Source organism: Providencia sp. PROV202, assembly GCF_028479565.1.
Lineage (GTDB): Bacteria > Pseudomonadota > Gammaproteobacteria > Enterobacterales > Enterobacteriaceae > Providencia > Providencia zhijiangensis.
In genome coordinates this window covers 58,274-73,686 of record NZ_JAMPNV010000008.1, presented here as the reverse complement: position 1 = coordinate 73,686, position 15,413 = coordinate 58,274, and the positions used below count along the sequence as shown (strand labels likewise).

Sequence of the window (15,413 nt, the reverse complement as noted above, 5' to 3'; positions counted from 1 at the left end):
TATATTTCACTTAAAATTTTCTGTTTACCTAAATTATTCGAATTGTAGCAAGGCGCCACCGTACAAAATATACCAAAGAATAGTATTCTAAATAGTTCGTGTTGTGGCTAGGCGGCTAACAAGGATATCTCGGGGAGCATACATGAGTATGTGACCCGTAGCCGAGTGACGCCAACACCGCCACAGCACGAAATATGACGAACTACTTGCGACGCCACGTAGTGCCCGCAGACGAATCCTCTAACACAATTCCCATTGACGTTAAAGCATCGCGCGCCTGATCCGCCAGCGCCCAATCCTTACTTTGACGCGCATCGTTACGCTGTTTAATCAGCGCTTCGATTTTTGCGACTTCCGCATCATCTTCGCCTTGTGCACCACCTTGCAAGAAAGTTTCAGGATCCTGCTCTAACAGCCCCAGCACTTTTGCCAGCTCACGTAATTGAGCCGCCATGCCGTTTGCTGCATCCATATTTTCAGTTTTCAGGCGGTTTAATTCACGCGCCATATCAAACAATGCCGAATAAGCTTCTGGTGTATTGAAGTCGTCATTCATCGCTTCACAGAAACGGCTCTTATACACTTCACCGCCTGCTGGTGCAGCCGATTTATCCGTACCACGCAGTGCGGTATACAGACGCTCTAACGCGGTGCGGGCTTGCTTTAAGTTCTCTTCGGTATAGTTCAATTGGCTACGATAGTGACCCGAAAGCAGGAAATAACGTACAGTTTCTGCATCGTAGTATTCTAATACATCACGGATGGTAAAGAAGTTATTAAGAGATTTAGACATTTTCTCTCTATCAACCATCACCATACCGGAGTGCATCCAGTAATTAACGTACGGACCATCATGGGCACAAGTAGATTGTGCAATTTCATTTTCATGGTGCGGGAACATTAAATCTGAACCGCCGCCATGAATATCAAAATGGTTGCCTAATGTTTTGCTGTTCATTGCCGAACATTCAATATGCCAACCTGGACGACCTAATCCCCAAGGCGATTCCCAGCTTGGTTCACCCTCTTTGGACATTTTCCATAACACGAAGTCCATTGGATTACGTTTTACATCAGCCACTTCAACACGGGCACCCGCTTGAAGCTGGTCTAAATCTTGGCGAGATAATAAGCCGTAATTTGGATCAGTTTTGACCTCAAACATGACATCGCCATTATCTGCAACATAAGCATGACCGCGCTCAATCAAGCTTTCAGTTAGCTCAATGATTTCATGAATATGGCGAGTAGCACGCGGTTCGCTGTCTGGACGTAGGATATTTAATGCATCAAAATCTTTATGCATTTCCGCTAACATGCGCGTCGTTAACTCTTCCACGCTTTCATTATTTTCAGCGGCACGTTTAATGATTTTGTCATCAATATCCGTCACGTTGCGCACATAATTCAGGTCATAGCCTAAATAGCGTAAATAGCGGCTAATTGCATCGAAAGCCACAAAGGTACGACCGTGACCAATATGACACAAATCGTAAATGGTGATGCCACACACGTACATCCCAATCTTTCCAGCATGGATGGGTTTAAATTCTTCTTTTTGACGACTCAGTGTATTGAAAATCTGTAGCATCTTTTTATTTCCATTTTATTAGTACGTGTATATCTATCATACATCAGATTATCGCGATGTTGAGGATAAAATATCCAGATTCAACCTTACGAAAATAGCACGGTATTGAATCGCGATCACCCGAAGAAAGCAAGGTTAGCGCCTGACTTTATCGCCTTATTTATTAGGTCACTGTTATGGGATAACCTATTTTGCAAACACACTGTCGCTTCAAGTCAGGTTTTATCTGTGATATAAACTTGCTGATCTCAACGCTTTCGCAAGTTAGCGCATAAAAAACAATTATTCAGGATAGCTATTATGGTTACATTTCATACCAATCACGGTGACATCGTTATCAAAACTTTCGCAGACAAAGCACCCGTTACTGTCGAAAACTTTTTAACCTACTGCCGCGAAGGTTTCTACAATAATACCATTTTCCACCGTGTTATTAACGGCTTCATGATCCAAGGCGGTGGTTTTGAGCCGGGCATGAACCAAAAAGACACTAAAGCGCCTATCAAGAACGAAGCTAATAACGGACTGAAAAACAGCCGCGGTACATTAGCAATGGCTCGTACTAACGATCCACACTCAGCAACAGCACAATTCTTCATCAACGTCGCTGACAATGACTTCTTAAACTTCCGTTCAGAGCGCCCAGATGGCTGGGGTTACTGCGTATTTGCTGAAGTGGTTGAAGGCATGGATGTTGTTGACAAAATCAAAGGCGTTTCAACAGGTCGCAGTGGTTTCCACCAAGACGTACCTCGCGAAGACGTAGTGATTGAAAAAGTGACTGTCAGTGAGTAATCCCTGAATTTATGTCCACTTATATCATTGCAGACTTGCATTTAAGTGAAGATGAACCGGCGATCACCGCCGGTTTTCTTGCTTTTATTGAACAGCAAGCCATCCACGCCGATAGCCTGTATATCCTCGGTGATTTTTTCAATTATTGGATTGGCGACGATGATAATACCCCCTTGCATCAGCAAATCGCTCAAGCCTTAAAACAGCTGAGTGAACGTGGAATTCCTTGTTATTTCATTCATGGCAATCGCGATTTTTTATTGGGTCAACGTTATGCAAAGCAGTGTGGCATGACGATTTTACCCCAAGAAACTTTACTTGAACTTTATGATAAGCGTATTTTAATTATGCACGGCGATACGTTATGCACCGACGATGCCGCTTATCAAAACTACCGTAAAAAAGTCCATACTCCTTGGATCCAACGGGTATTTTTACTTCTACCGCTCTTTATTCGCCGCCGTATTGCGCAAAAGATGCGTCGCAATAGCCAATATGCCAGCAGTATGAAATCCGAAGCCATTATGGACGTCAATTCTGACGCAGTGATTGATGCCTTAAACCGCCACCAAGCACAATGGATGATCCACGGACATACGCATCGCCCTGCTATCCACGAGATTAATATCGGTGGTCAACTTCATTTTCGTGGAGTTTTAGGCGCATGGCACAGCGAAGGTTCCGCCTTTGTGATCAACGAAAACGGCATTGAGCTTATTTTCTTTCCTTTTTAACATAGTTCCTTTTTAACATAGTTCCTTTTTAGCATTTCTATCTTGATAAAGACACCTAGGTAAATTGTTGGTCGTCAGTACGACCGTTTGCTTACTTTATAATCACGCAAACGTTTTCCTTACCTAATTACCGTGATATGATCGGGACAATTCACATTCCCACCCTTAGGGTGATATTTTTCAATACAGGGATCACACCAAATGACTGCCCAAGTTCCTGCTCAATCTGCGGCAAAAATCGCCATTGTTATGGGTTCTAAAAGTGATTGGACAACCATGCAGCATGCCGCTGACGTGCTGACCGAACTGCAACTACCTTTCCATGTTGAAATTGTTTCCGCACACCGCACGCCAGATAAACTGTTTTCCTTTGCTGAAAATGCCAAACAGAATGGCTTTGATGTGATCATCGCAGGTGCCGGTGGTGCAGCTCATTTACCAGGAATGTTAGCCGCCAAAACGCTGGTTCCCGTCCTTGGTGTCCCTGTACAGAGTGCGGCATTAAGTGGTGTCGATAGCCTGTATTCTATCGTTCAAATGCCAAAAGGCATTCCCGTTGGCACACTTGCTATTGGGAAAGCAGGCTCAGCTAACGCCGCTCTGCTAGCCGCACAAATTTTAGCCACTCATGATAGCGAGCTATTCAATCGCTTATCCGCATGGCGTGAAGCACAAACCAACGACGTATTAAATAACCCAGATCCGAGGGAAGCGTAATGAAACCGGTTTGTGTCCTTGGTAACGGTCAATTAGGTCGCATGTTGCGCCAAGCAGGCGAACCGCTAGGCATTTCTGTCTTTCCGGTTGGGTTAGATGCCGAGCCTGAAGCCGTTCCTTATCAGCAAAGTGTGATCACGGCTGAAATTGAGCGCTGGCCTGAAACCCCATTAACCAAAGAGTTAGCACGTCATAATGCATTTATTAACCGTGATATTTTTCCTCGGTTAGCTGACCGCTTCCCACAAAAAAGCCTGTTCGACTCGTTAAATTTATCGACAGCGCCTTGGGCACTATTAGAATCACTAGACCAATGGCCAGAACTATTCGCCACTCTGGGTGATTTTTTGATCGTGAAACGCAGAACAGGTGGCTACGATGGCCGCGGCCAATGGCGTGTTCGCCCCGGTGACGAACAAAACCTCCCAGCAGAAATTTACGGTGAATGTATCGTAGAGCAAGGGATCCCATTTGATGCTGAAGTCTCCGTGATTGGTGCTCGTAGTCAATCCGGCGAATCCGTATTCTACCCAATCACCCATAATCTTCACCAAGAAGGGATTTTACGCACCAGCGTCGCTTTCCCTGATGCAAACCCTGTCCAGCAACAACAAGCACAAGCGATGCTCAGTGCCGTGATGGATGAGTTAGGGTATGTCGGTGTGATGGCAATGGAATGTTTTGTGGTTGGCGATAAACTGCTGATCAACGAAATCGCCCCACGCGTTCATAATAGTGGACATTGGACTCAAAACGGCGCATCTATTAGCCAATTCGAGCTTCACTTACGCGCGATTTTAAATTTACCGATGCCGACGCCAGAAGTTTTCAGCCCTGCTGTGATGGTCAATTTAATTGGCACTGATGTTAACCAAGAATGGTTAAATCTGTCTTTAGTCCATTTACATTGGTATGAGAAAGAAGTTCGCCCTGTACGTAAAGTGGGTCACTTAAATCTGACTCATAGCGATGTCCATCAGCTCGAAAATACCCTCGATAATTTGATCCCAATGCTGCCAAATGAGTATAAAAGTGGCATTGAGTGGGCAAAAACAAAATTAGGCTGGTACTCTCGCCAAAAATAGGGAAAATAGCGCTATTCGTGCCCGAAAGTGATATTTCGGGCATTGTGCTATTTTTTGCCCTACTTTTATAGTGATTACTTGTGAGTGATGACTAACTCACTAGGGCGCCACTGGAGTGCATATGCCAGAAACACAAGCCTCACCGTTTAGTCCGTTATACCAATGGTCGATTCTTATTCTCCTCGGACTGGTTTATTTCCTTGCTACTGCCACCACCTTCACCTCATTAGGCGTAGTATTACCGAGTATGATCGGCGAATTAAAGTGGAGTTGGACTGAGGCAGGCTTTGGTTTTACTTTACTCGGGTTAACCTGCGGTTTAGCGAGCTTTCTACCCTCATTGCTAATACGTAAAGTCGGTGTTCGTCTCACGCTGCTTTTAGGTATGCTGGTGTTCTGCTCTGGCTTCTATAGCCTCTATTCCACCGAAGCTATCAGCACCTATTTCTTAGGAACCGCCTTGATTGGCATCGGGTTTACACTATTAGCGACCGTTCCGGGCACCTATGTACTTTCTCGCCTATTTGAAAAACAATCTCTGGCATTTGGATTGTATTTCACAATTGGTGGATTAGGCGGCGTTGCCGGTCCTTGGATTTACTTCTACGCATCGAATCAATTAGGCTCTTGGCGGATGCACTGGGTATTGTGTGCAGTTTATCTGAGTATTGTCACCATCATCACTATCTTGGCATTGCGTGAAGGGAAAAAAGAACAAGAACACGCCAAGAAAATAATGCAAAAACAAGTCAGTCATGCGAATAAGCCTATTTATCGTACCGCTGAAGTTTGGACCGTTCGCCGCGCATTACGCACTTGGCAATTCTATTTAATTGCCGCAACTTATACCTCTTTCTTATGGTGCGGGATCACCGTGAATAGTTTTGCCGTTGCACATATTGAAGAACGCGGATTTGGCATGACCATCGCAGTTTCCTTGCTAAGTACCATGGCGTTTGTGAATGCATTTTCGCGCTTCTTAGGGGGCGCAGCAGGTGAATGGCTGGAGCCGAAACGTTTATTGATTGGTAGCCTAATTATCATGGTGCTTGGCGTAGTGGCACTGAGTATCTCCACATCATGGTTCTGGCTGATTTTGTTCGTGATTTGTGTGGGTGTCGGCTACGGCATGACCTTCTTAGCCTCCAGTGTTTTACTGTCTAATTATTTTGGTCGCGGGCCTTATTTAGAGTTGTTCTCCGTCGTCAATTTAATCTCAACAATTGCCTGTTTAGCACCATTTATCGCAGGGGCAATTAAGGATATTACAGGCAGCTTTACTCCTGCATTTTTGACCATTGCCGCTCCGGTTATCGTGATCCTATTTTTTACTTTAATGATGAAGCCACCTGCTTTAGAAGTAAAAAAAGATTAATCCCTAAAAAGAAAAACGCTCGGGGATAACCCGAGCAAATATCAAACCAAGGGAAAAACAAGGATCCATTTACACGTTCTACTTCATACCGATATAACCGATGACGAATTACTTCAATAACTCGGGTACTTTCAGCAAAATAAATTCATTATCATCCGCTTGATTGGGTTCACGGCTGGAAGAGAACGGGTAGTTATTATCGTTACCGACGATAATATGTTCATTATCCACGACATCCACGTTTTCAATCGTAAAGAATGGGAAGGTAAATACCCCATCATTTAGCGGTTTTCTGGCTAGATTATTAGGATCTTGGATGCTCATCAGGTCAATATAGGCTTGCTTATCCACTGCACCGCCTACATTTTTATCCGAAAACTCAATACGATAAACACGTTTAAATTTGGCTAAATTGCTAAAGCAATTTTCTTTGTTTGTTGCACCTTCCGCACATGCTTTATCCGCAGTGCCTTCGCCATTATCACGTTCGATAATCAAACCGTGAGTGTCATCAATCAGGTTAAAATCACCAATCGCATTTTGATTATCTTCAAAAACATATAACCAACTGCGCCCCGTCCAATCCTGTTTTTTCACATCAAATTCAAGAATACGCGCAGCTCTCTTGCCGTTCACATTCTCATAATCTTGCTTATCTTCTTGCCACAAAGCGCCTTCCAGCATTGGATAAAGTTTGGTGCCATCCGGCGATGATGCCATTCCCTCAAAACCTTTTGAGCGATTGATTTGGAAGGCGACTTTATCCGCAGGTTTACCTGGTGTTGTCAGTGTGTAGTGGTCAGGAGAAACGACTTTCTTGCCTTCAACTTGCGTTTCAAATAGCGCCAATACTTTGCCATCTAAATCCATTTTGATGAGATAAGGCCCAAATTCATCTCCCACCCACAAGGCTCCATCTGCAAATTGAAAACTTTCCGGATCAAAGTCACTGCCCGTTAAATAACGCTGCTCACTGCTTTCGTTAATAATATGAAAAGGAATGATTTTATTGGGGTCGTGGAAAAAAATTGTTTTCAACGGGTTGGCTTTTCCCGTTTTAAAATCAATATCATATTGAGTTAAATAGAGCATAGAATCAGGGGAATTCATTTTATTCCCAAAACCGTTATCTGTGAGCACCCAATAGGTACCATCATCCATACGTTTGATACCCGAATGACCTTGTAACGGTTGCCCCTTGATTGGAACAAACTTGCCCGTTGGACGCCCATCGGATTTTCCCTCGACTTTACTCAGAGTATCAACGCGAGTTCCTGTGGTGTATTTGCCACTGTGTTGCATATCCGAAGGTGCATTTTCCGGCGTTGGCACTGTCGCATCCACCGATAAAACAGCATGCCCAGCAAGTGTGGCGGGCACCTGCTTTTGAACTAATGATTGTTGAGCGATCCCTACGGTGCTAAATGAGATTAAACCAAGAATTAAAGAAAGAGATGTCAGCTTGAATTTTTTTCGATTAAGGCGAGCCATTGTTATTTTCCTATTTTTCATGCCATCAATAATTGATAGCCAAATAATAACCATGACGAATGAAGGTTTTGTGAAGGATTAGAGACAGTTAGTTTAATGGGCATCCATCATGAGATGCCCATTAAACAACGGAGCCGTATTATCAACTATTAGACAAACGGCGATGTTGGCTACCCGTACCCAATAATCGCAGCCCTAACCAGCCACCGCATACGGATAATAAGTACCCTGCGCAGAGAGGCAGCAATACCCACAAGCGCCATTCTGGCTGCCACGGGAAATCAAATACCTTAGTTTGCAATAACCATAGTGCGACTTCAGCCCCAAATGCCGCAGCTAGCCCTGCCATTCCACCGAGTAAGGCAAATTCACTCCATAAAGTACGGCGCATCAATTTTTTGCTTGCACCGAGGGTGCGATACACCACCAGCTCCCGCTCTCGTTGGCTCATACCCACTTGAATCTGTGCGAGTAACAATAATAAGCCACAGAAAATCACCAAGACCACCATCACTTCTAAAGCTTGGCTTACCTGCTGTAAAATTTGCTGAATTTGCGTGATGATAGCACCAGTATCCAGCACATTAATCGTCGGATACTGATGGCTCAACTGAGTTAACAGTTGCCCATCACCGTCATAATGGAAGCTACTCAACCACGTTTCTGGCATTGGTGATAACGTTTCTTCCGCAAAAATAAAGTAGAAATTAGGACGCAAACTTTCCCAATCCACTTTACGAACACTGCTCACTTTTGCCGTGAAAATCTGCGAACCTGCATTGAATGTTAGCTTATCGCCGATTTTTAACCCTAACTCTTTAACGACAGTTTGCTCAATGGAAACTTCTCCCGCTTTCGGCGGCCAACTCCCTTGCTCTAACTCGTTTGCAGGCGGCAATGTTGATTGCCACGTTAAACTAAGCTCTCGCCTAACCGTGTTATTATTGGGATCGCGAGCATCCGCCCACTCAATCGCAGACTGATCATTTATTTCCGATAAACGCGCTAACACAACCGGATTAAACTCTGTTGGCGTGACTTGATACTGCTTCAAAAGCTGCGTCACAGGATCAAGCTGAGATTGAGTCATATTGATCAGAAAATAGTTCGGGCTATCCGCAGGGAGCTGCTGCTGCCAGCGATCTAAAAGATCCCCTCGAACCAAAATCAACAACGCCAATAGCATAAATGACAGTGAAAATGCGCTCATCTGCGTAATAGTTTGCAATGGTTGGCGTAACAAGCGACTGACTGATAAACGCAAGCTTAGCTGGCGAAATTGCATTTTTCTCAGCAACCACAACCCTAGCCAACCAATCAATGCCAGAAGCACCGCTACGACGACAATCCCCAGTAAGATTGACCATAACAGTGGGTTTACCCCCGCAAACAGGAATAACCCGCCGACCACAATCAACGTAACCACAGGCAGATAATAATACAGTGGCCAAATTGGTGATTTGGCATCTTCCCGTAACACTCGAGAAGGTTGAGTACCCATCAATTGATAGTAAGGACGGATCCCCACAATAATCGCGATGATAAACAGCGTGGCCACCGCCCAGATCCACGGCCAAAGACTGGCGCTCGGCAAGGCTTTAGGTAACATTGCCGACAATATCTGCATTAAAATGCCTTCAAAAGCCAGTCCCAGCAAAGACCCTAATAATGCCGCAGCCACTAAAATCACTAACCACTGGCCGATAATCCACTTACGTAGCGCACTGCGGCCTGCCCCCAGTGTTTTCAAAACCGCAATAAGCTGATGACGGCTTCGACAATAATGGGTCATCGACACCACCACCGCCGCGATCGCCAATAACAGCGTTAGCAACACCGATAACAGTAAAAACTGCTGAGCGCGCTTAAAGGTTTTTCCCACCGCACCGCTATCATCATCCAAAGCATACCAGCGCTGATCGCTACGTAACTGAGTATCATATTTCTCTTTGAATGCATCAATCGCTTGGCGAGAACCCGCAAACATATCGCGATACGTTAAGCGGCTTCCGACTTGAATCGCCCCAGTTAATGGCGCATCCTCAATCGAGATCAACACCCTCGGTGCAATTTGAAAGGGGTTAAAACCACTATCCGGCTCCTGAATTAACGTTCCTGAAATCGTGAACGTCCCATCGCCGATATCAATCTGTTCGCCAACCTTTAAGTTCAGTAATTCCAATAATCTCTGGGCGACGAGAATATGCCCTTTGGTGGGCTTTAATCCCGCAGGTTCGGTCACTAAGTCACCGTATAAGGGATAACTCGCATCTGCCGCTTTCACTAACACTAACTGCGGGCGCCCCTCTTCATCAGCAGTAGAATACGCCATGGTCGAAAATGCAATCTGCTGGCTCAAAGTCAGCCCAGCTTGCTTTGCAGCATCAAGCCAAGCTGGATCGCTCGGATGAGATGAACGCAGTACCAAATCCCCCGCCAGCAACTCTTGGCTCTGGTAGCTCATGCTATTTTCGATGCGATCACTGATACGCCCTAACGCCAGCACGCAGGCTACCGCCAAGGTTAACGCGAGCCACACAATCAACAGAGACGGCGTTTTCCATTCACGCCAAAACCAGCGCCAAATCATGACTCTTCCCTCAGCTGCCCATCAACTAACCGTAATCGACGTTGGCAACGGGCGGCTAACTCATTGTCATGAGTGACCAAAATTAGCGTAGTACCGTGCTCTTTATTCATCGCAAATAACAAATCGGCGATTTTATCCCCCGTATGACGATCCAGATTTCCTGTGGGTTCGTCAGCAAATAAGATTTGAGGTTGGCCATTAAATGCCCGAGCCAATGCCACACGCTGCTGCTCACCGCCTGAAAGCTGCGCAGGCATATGCTTTAAGCGATTTCCTAACCCTAAATCCGTCAGTAAATTCACCGCCTGTTGATGACTTTTGGTTTCGGATTCGCCACGTAGTAATGAAGGTAATTGAACGTTTTCAAGCGCATTCAAGGTTGGTATAAGCATAAAGGATTGGAAAACAAAACCGACACTTTGCGCCCGTAATCGCGCCCGCGCTTCTTCGTCCATGGTCGTTAAGTCTTGGTCAAGCAACTTCACGGTGCCGCTAGTGCCATCATCCAACCCAGCAATAATGCCTAGTAAGGTGGATTTTCCTGATCCTGACTCACCAATTAAGGCAATTGTCTGACCAGACTCGACAATTAGCTCGACTCCTTGCAATATAGTCAGTTCATGTTCACCTTGACCAACACGTTTAATGAGATGATGAACTTCAAGAATATTTTGCGCCGACATATATTGGTTTTTCTCCTGTTAGTTACCGCCAGTGGACAAACACTCGCGGCAACGAAACTATTGATCCTCGGTGATAGTCTTAGTGCAGGCTATCGAATACCCGCCGAGCAAGCTTGGGCAACATTACTTGCCGAACGTTGGCAAAAAAAATCGCCACCGATTTTAGTTATTAATGGCAGTATCAGTGGTAATACCGCCTCTCAAGGGTTAGAGCGTCTCCCCACACTGCTTACCCAGCACAAACCAGACTGGGTACTGATTGAGCTGGGAGCTAATGATGGTTTGCAAGGACTATCTGTTGAACAGTTAGGTATAACATTACAACAGATTATTGACCAAATAGAGCAAAATGGTGCTAAACCGCTCTTAATGCAAATTCGCATCCCGCCAAACTACGGTAAACGCTACACATCCAGCTTTGAAAAAGTGTACCCAACGCTGGCTGAAAAAAATCACCTTCCGCTGATCCCATTTTTTATGGAGAACGTGATCACCACACCGGAATGGATCCAACCTGATGGTATCCATCCAACTGAGCAAGCTCAGCCTACGATTGCAGATTTTATGGAAAAACAGCTATCACCCTATTTATTAGCCAAATAATGTTATTAACCAAATAATGTTATTAACCAAATAAAGTTATTCGCCAAATAAATTTGTTAGGTAAATAAATTATAATGAACCAATATGATAGCGAACATTTAGCCCAGAGTAGGTAAAGTTATGCAAAAAACGGTATTAGTGACAGGGGCGTCAAGTGGCATAGGGTTGTGCGCTGCGCAAACTTTAAAACAGCGTGGTTATCGCGTGATAGCCACCTGTCGAAAACAGGCTGATATTGAACGATTACAATCACTTGGCTTCGAAACTGTGGCGTTAGATTTAGACGATCCTGCAAGTGTTGAAGCCGCTGCTCAGCAGGTTCTGACTCTCTGTAATGGGAAACTTTTCGGATTATTCAATAATGCCGGATTCGGAGTCTATGGCCCATTGAACACCGTGAGCCGCCAGCAATTGGAATCCCAATTCTCCAGTAATTTTTTCGGAGTTCACCAATTGACCTTCCTGCTACTTCCCGCCATGCTGCCGCACCATGAAGGTCGCATTGTGCAAACTAGCTCTGTAATGGGCATTATTTCGACGCCGGGTCGTGGAGCCTATGCCGCCAGCAAATATGCGCTGGAAGCTTGGTCAGACGCCTTGCGCTTAGAATTACAAGGTTCTGGTATTCACGTCAGTTTAATTGAGCCTGGCCCAATCCACAGTGCCTTTACCCAAAATGTGGCGCAAACGCAGCAAGATAAGTCAGTTAAGAATCCGGGAATTGCCGCAAAATTTACGTTATATCCTGAAGATGTGGTCAAAAAATTGATTTTGGCATTAGAGAGTCCGCGTCCACGTGTACGCTACTCCGTCACATTATTAACGGTTTTTGTGCGTATACTAAAACGTGTATTACCCGATAAGCTGATGGACAAAGTCCTCGCGGGTCAGGGCAAGAAAGATTGAAAAAACAGAACTAAGCCCCCATTTCATTGACATGATTAATAACGAATTTTAAAGAGACTGTTTATGTTAACTAACGCACAAATTATTGATATTAACGAGACCAATCTACACCAGACCATCGAACAATCCATGAACATGCCTGTCATGTTCTACTTTTGGTCACCACGCAGCCCGCAAAGCTTGGAATTCACCAGCATGTTAGAGCGTATTGCTCAAGACTACGCGGGGCTATTTATCCTCGCAAAAGTTAACTGCGATGAAGAACAAATGATCGCCAGCCAGTTTGGCTTAAAAGGCGTTCCGACGGTTTATGTGCTGCAAAATGGTCGCCCAGTTGATGGCTTCGAAGGCCCACAGCCTGAAGAGGCGGTGCTGCAAATACTCTCTCGCGTATTACCAAGCCCTGAAGAATTAAAAGCAGCGCAAGCTGCTGAATTAGTGGCGGAAGGCAAACTTCAAGAAGCCCTGCCATTACTGAAAGAAGCCAACCAACTTGCGCCTAAAAATAGCGATATCACGTTCTTATTAGCAGAAGTACAAATTGGTCTACATTTAATTGATGATGCCGAAGCCTTGTTAGCAACCGTGCCAATGCAAGATAAAGACAGCCGTTATCAAGGGTTAGTAGCTCAAATCGAATTAACTAAGCAAGCTGCGGATACCCCAGAAATTCAGCAGCTGATTAAAGAATTCAATCAAGATCAAGAAAATACCACGTTAGCCGTTCAACTGGCGTTAAAGCTTCACGAAGTCAATCGTAATGAAGAGGCATTAGACATGCTGCTCACCTTCTTACGCAAAGACTTAAATGCAGGGGATGGCGCAATCAAGAAAACCATGATGGATATCATGTCAGCAATGGGAACTGGTGATGCACTTGCGAGCAAGTTCCGTCGCCAAGTTTATTCATTACTTTACTAGTTAAGGATTACCTATGGATTTGTTCGCGTCTGGTGCGTTACCAGTTGTTATTCTTGTCATTATTGCCGTTGTTATCGTTACCACCTGCGTAAAAACGGTACCACAAGGCTTCCAGTGGACAGTTGAGCGCTTTGGGCGTTATACCCGCACGTTACAGCCGGGGTTACACCTTTTAGTGCCATTTATGGATAAAATTGGTCGCCGTATCAATATGATGGAACAAGTCCTTGATATTCCATCCCAAGAAGTTATCTCCCGTGATAACGCCAACGTGACCATTGATGCGGTCTGCTTTATTCAAGTCATTGATCCCGTGCGTGCTGCGTATGAAGTCAGTAATTTAGAGTTATCCGTTCTGAACCTCATCATGACCAACATCCGTACGGTTCTTGGGGCGATGGAGCTGGATGAAATGCTCTCCCAGCGTGATTCTATCAATGGCCGCTTACTGCACGTGGTGGATGAAGCCACCAACCCATGGGGTGTAAAAATCACCCGTATTGAGATTCGTGATGTCAAACCGCCAAAAGAACTGGTCAGTGCGATGAACGCCCAAATGAAAGCGGAACGAACCAAACGTGCCGATATTCTAGAAGCTGAAGGTATTCGTCAAGCGGCAATCTTGAAAGCGGAAGGTGAGAAACAGTCACAAATTCTGAAAGCGGAAGGAGAACGTCAATCCGCTTTCTTACAAGCAGAAGCGCGTGAGCGTGCGGCAGAAGCGGAAGCCAAAGCGACTCAAATGGTTTCTGAAGCGATAGCAGCCGGTGATATGCAGGCTATCAACTACTTTGTGGCACAAAAATACACTGACGCCCTTACCAGCATTGGCTCCGCGGAAAATAGTAAAGTGATCATGATGCCATTAGAAGCCAGCAACTTAATGGGCGCGATTGGTGGGATCACTGAACTCATTGGCGAAAGCAAAAAAATGGGCGCAAACAAAAAGCAGGCTAAAGAATGATAGAATTTATCAGCACTCAACCCGTCTGGTTTTGGCTATGTCTTGGGGGATTACTGCTGATTGCTGAACTTCTTGGTACAGGTGGCTACCTACTTTGGTCCGGCATTGCCGCCGTCACCGTTGGGGTGCTCACCTTTGCATTGCCATTCCTCAGTTGGGAATGGCAAGGTATCTTATTCGCGGTATTTACCGTCGTTTCTGCGATTTTATGGCGAAAATGGCTCAGCCACCGCAAAGCTAGCCGTGCCGATGATGTCAACCAAATCAGCCACCAGCTGGTTGGTGTCAGAGCACGCTTGCTAACTGATACCGAAGAGGGGTTTAGCCGTGTGCGTCTCGCAGATGGCAGTTGGCGCATATACAGCGACGTCCCATTAAAAGCGGAAGCTGAAGTGGAAGTAACCGCCGTGGACGGAAATACCCTAAAAGTTAAGCCTTACCATGGTGACAACAGCCACGCGCCAGATGATCAATAATCGGGCAGTCTGCCCCTTCATCACCGGGGCAGACATCCACTAATTCTTGTAACGTATCCCGAATAGCCGATAGCTTTAAAATCGTCTGCTGAATTTCATCAATTTTCGCTATCGTCGCACTTTTCACATCCGCACTGTGGCGGCTTGGATTACGAAACAATCCCAGTAATTCCCCGCACTCGTCTAGCGTAAACCCCACATCTTTGGCTTGCTTTAAAAGCATCAGCTCATCGAGATGTCTGGCTTGATAATAGCGATAACTATTATCCCCGCGTTCCGGTGGTGTGATCAGCCCTTTATCTTCATAAAAACGAATTGCTTTAGCAGTCAGACCGGTTTTTTTGGCAATTTCACTAATATTCATAATTCCCCTTGACCTTCCCCTTGTGGGAAGGTTTAACCTTAACTACATAGCGGATTATAGACTGATTTTGTGTACAAATTATAGCCCCCCTCATTATGGGATGGCCCGGAGAATCAAA

15 protein-coding genes are annotated in these 15,413 nt (G+C 45.2%); 10 read left to right on the top strand and 5 right to left on the bottom strand.

The features are described 5' to 3' along the window. Positions 1-202: 202 nt before the first annotated feature. Positions 203-1,591: a cysteine--tRNA ligase gene (gene cysS, locus PR799_RS05160; RefSeq protein ID WP_154627527.1), complete on the bottom strand. Its 1,389-nt coding sequence runs from the start codon at positions 1,589-1,591 to the stop codon at positions 203-205. Between the two features lie 300 nt (positions 1,592-1,891). Here cysS and ppiB point away from each other — a divergent pair, with 300 nt between their 5' ends. The 5 genes from ppiB (at position 1,892) to PR799_RS05135 (ending at position 6,297) form a co-directional block, all read left to right on the top strand. Then, complete coding sequence (ppiB, locus tag PR799_RS05155) at positions 1,892-2,386, top strand: peptidylprolyl isomerase B (RefSeq protein WP_006659258.1); 495 nt, start codon at positions 1,892-1,894, stop codon at positions 2,384-2,386. 11 nt (positions 2,387-2,397) lie between these two features. Further along, the gene (lpxH, locus tag PR799_RS05150) at positions 2,398-3,120 is read left to right on the top strand and encodes a UDP-2,3-diacylglucosamine diphosphatase (RefSeq protein ID WP_154627528.1); all 723 of its coding nucleotides are present in this window, start codon (positions 2,398-2,400) and stop codon (positions 3,118-3,120) included. 201 nt (positions 3,121-3,321) lie between these two features. After that, a complete protein-coding gene (purE, locus tag PR799_RS05145) occupies positions 3,322-3,837 on the top strand; it encodes a 5-(carboxyamino)imidazole ribonucleotide mutase (protein WP_154627529.1) in 516 nt (171 codons plus the stop codon). Then, a complete protein-coding gene (purK, locus tag PR799_RS05140) occupies positions 3,837-4,922 on the top strand; it encodes a 5-(carboxyamino)imidazole ribonucleotide synthase (protein ID WP_272521406.1) in 1,086 nt (361 codons plus the stop codon). Before purE ends, purK begins: the two co-directional genes overlap by 1 nt. Before the next feature lie 121 nt (positions 4,923-5,043). Further along, a complete protein-coding gene (locus tag PR799_RS05135) occupies positions 5,044-6,297 on the top strand; it encodes an MFS transporter (RefSeq protein ID WP_272521405.1) in 1,254 nt (417 codons plus the stop codon). 108 nt (positions 6,298-6,405) lie between these two features. Here the strand turns inward: PR799_RS05135 and PR799_RS05130 are convergent, their stop codons facing one another. The 3 genes from PR799_RS05130 to ybbA all read right to left on the bottom strand — a co-directional run bounded on the left by PR799_RS05130 (position 6,406) and on the right by ybbA (position 11,061). Next, positions 6,406-7,788, bottom strand: coding sequence for an esterase-like activity of phytase family protein (locus tag PR799_RS05130; protein WP_272521404.1), 1,383 nt, complete (start codon positions 7,786-7,788; stop codon positions 6,406-6,408). 142 nt (positions 7,789-7,930) lie between these two features. After that, positions 7,931-10,378 carry a putative ABC transporter permease subunit YbbP gene (ybbP, locus tag PR799_RS05125; protein ID WP_272521403.1) on the bottom strand — a complete coding sequence of 816 codons (2,448 nt, stop codon included), beginning with the start codon at positions 10,376-10,378 and terminating at the stop codon, positions 7,931-7,933. Beyond that, a complete protein-coding gene (gene ybbA, locus PR799_RS05120; protein ID WP_154602453.1) occupies positions 10,375-11,061 on the bottom strand; it encodes a putative ABC transporter ATP-binding protein YbbA in 687 nt (228 codons plus the stop codon). Before ybbA ends, ybbP begins: the two co-directional genes overlap by 4 nt. On the opposite strand from ybbA, the gene tesA reads away from it, so the two are divergent. The 5 genes from tesA to PR799_RS05095 all read left to right on the top strand — a co-directional run bounded on the left by tesA (position 11,029) and on the right by PR799_RS05095 (position 14,931). Further along, entirely contained in the window at positions 11,029-11,664 is a 636-nt protein-coding gene (gene tesA / locus PR799_RS05115; protein WP_272521402.1) for a multifunctional acyl-CoA thioesterase I/protease I/lysophospholipase L1, read from the top strand. The genes ybbA and tesA overlap by 33 nt on opposite strands. Before the next feature lie 120 nt (positions 11,665-11,784). Continuing rightward, positions 11,785-12,570 carry an SDR family oxidoreductase gene (locus PR799_RS05110; RefSeq protein ID WP_272521401.1) on the top strand — a complete coding sequence of 262 codons (786 nt, stop codon included), beginning with the start codon at positions 11,785-11,787 and terminating at the stop codon, positions 12,568-12,570. A gap of 63 nt (positions 12,571-12,633) precedes the next feature. Then, positions 12,634-13,491: a co-chaperone YbbN gene (locus tag PR799_RS05105; protein ID WP_154627536.1), complete on the top strand. Its 858-nt coding sequence runs from the start codon at positions 12,634-12,636 to the stop codon at positions 13,489-13,491. A gap of 13 nt (positions 13,492-13,504) precedes the next feature. Beyond that, positions 13,505-14,455, top strand: coding sequence for an SPFH domain-containing protein (locus PR799_RS05100; protein ID WP_132496720.1), 951 nt, complete (start codon positions 13,505-13,507; stop codon positions 14,453-14,455). After that, positions 14,452-14,931: an NfeD family protein gene (locus PR799_RS05095; RefSeq protein WP_108478322.1), complete on the top strand. Its 480-nt coding sequence runs from the start codon at positions 14,452-14,454 to the stop codon at positions 14,929-14,931. Before PR799_RS05100 ends, PR799_RS05095 begins: the two co-directional genes overlap by 4 nt. Here PR799_RS05095 and cueR read toward each other — a convergent pair. Beyond that, positions 14,885-15,295 (bottom strand): Cu(I)-responsive transcriptional regulator, encoded by a 411-nt coding sequence (cueR, locus tag PR799_RS05090; protein WP_036952159.1) that lies wholly within the window; start codon positions 15,293-15,295, stop codon positions 14,885-14,887. The genes PR799_RS05095 and cueR overlap by 47 nt on opposite strands. Positions 15,296-15,413: the final 118 nt, after the last annotated feature.

Coding starts and splice junctions, on each gene's coding strand:
- cysS (WP_154627527.1), bottom strand. CDS start 1,591: ATGCTACAGATTTTCAATACACTGAGTCGTCAAAAAGAAGAATTTAAA.
- ppiB (WP_006659258.1), top strand. CDS start 1,892: ATGGTTACATTTCATACCAATCACGGTGACATCGTTATCAAAACTTTC.
- lpxH (WP_154627528.1), top strand. CDS start 2,398: ATGTCCACTTATATCATTGCAGACTTGCATTTAAGTGAAGATGAACCG.
- purE (WP_154627529.1), top strand. CDS start 3,322: ATGACTGCCCAAGTTCCTGCTCAATCTGCGGCAAAAATCGCCATTGTT.
- purK (WP_272521406.1), top strand. CDS start 3,837: ATGAAACCGGTTTGTGTCCTTGGTAACGGTCAATTAGGTCGCATGTTG.
- PR799_RS05135 (WP_272521405.1), top strand. CDS start 5,044: ATGCCAGAAACACAAGCCTCACCGTTTAGTCCGTTATACCAATGGTCG.
- PR799_RS05130 (WP_272521404.1), bottom strand. CDS start 7,788: ATGGCTCGCCTTAATCGAAAAAAATTCAAGCTGACATCTCTTTCTTTA.
- ybbP (WP_272521403.1), bottom strand. CDS start 10,378: ATGATTTGGCGCTGGTTTTGGCGTGAATGGAAAACGCCGTCTCTGTTG.
- tesA (WP_272521402.1), top strand. CDS start 11,029: ATGATGAACTTCAAGAATATTTTGCGCCGACATATATTGGTTTTTCTC.
- ybbA (WP_154602453.1), bottom strand. CDS start 11,061: ATGTCGGCGCAAAATATTCTTGAAGTTCATCATCTCATTAAACGTGTT.
- PR799_RS05110 (WP_272521401.1), top strand. CDS start 11,785: ATGCAAAAAACGGTATTAGTGACAGGGGCGTCAAGTGGCATAGGGTTG.
- PR799_RS05105 (WP_154627536.1), top strand. CDS start 12,634: ATGTTAACTAACGCACAAATTATTGATATTAACGAGACCAATCTACAC.
- PR799_RS05100 (WP_132496720.1), top strand. CDS start 13,505: ATGGATTTGTTCGCGTCTGGTGCGTTACCAGTTGTTATTCTTGTCATT.
- PR799_RS05095 (WP_108478322.1), top strand. CDS start 14,452: ATGATAGAATTTATCAGCACTCAACCCGTCTGGTTTTGGCTATGTCTT.
- cueR (WP_036952159.1), bottom strand. CDS start 15,295: ATGAATATTAGTGAAATTGCCAAAAAAACCGGTCTGACTGCTAAAGCA.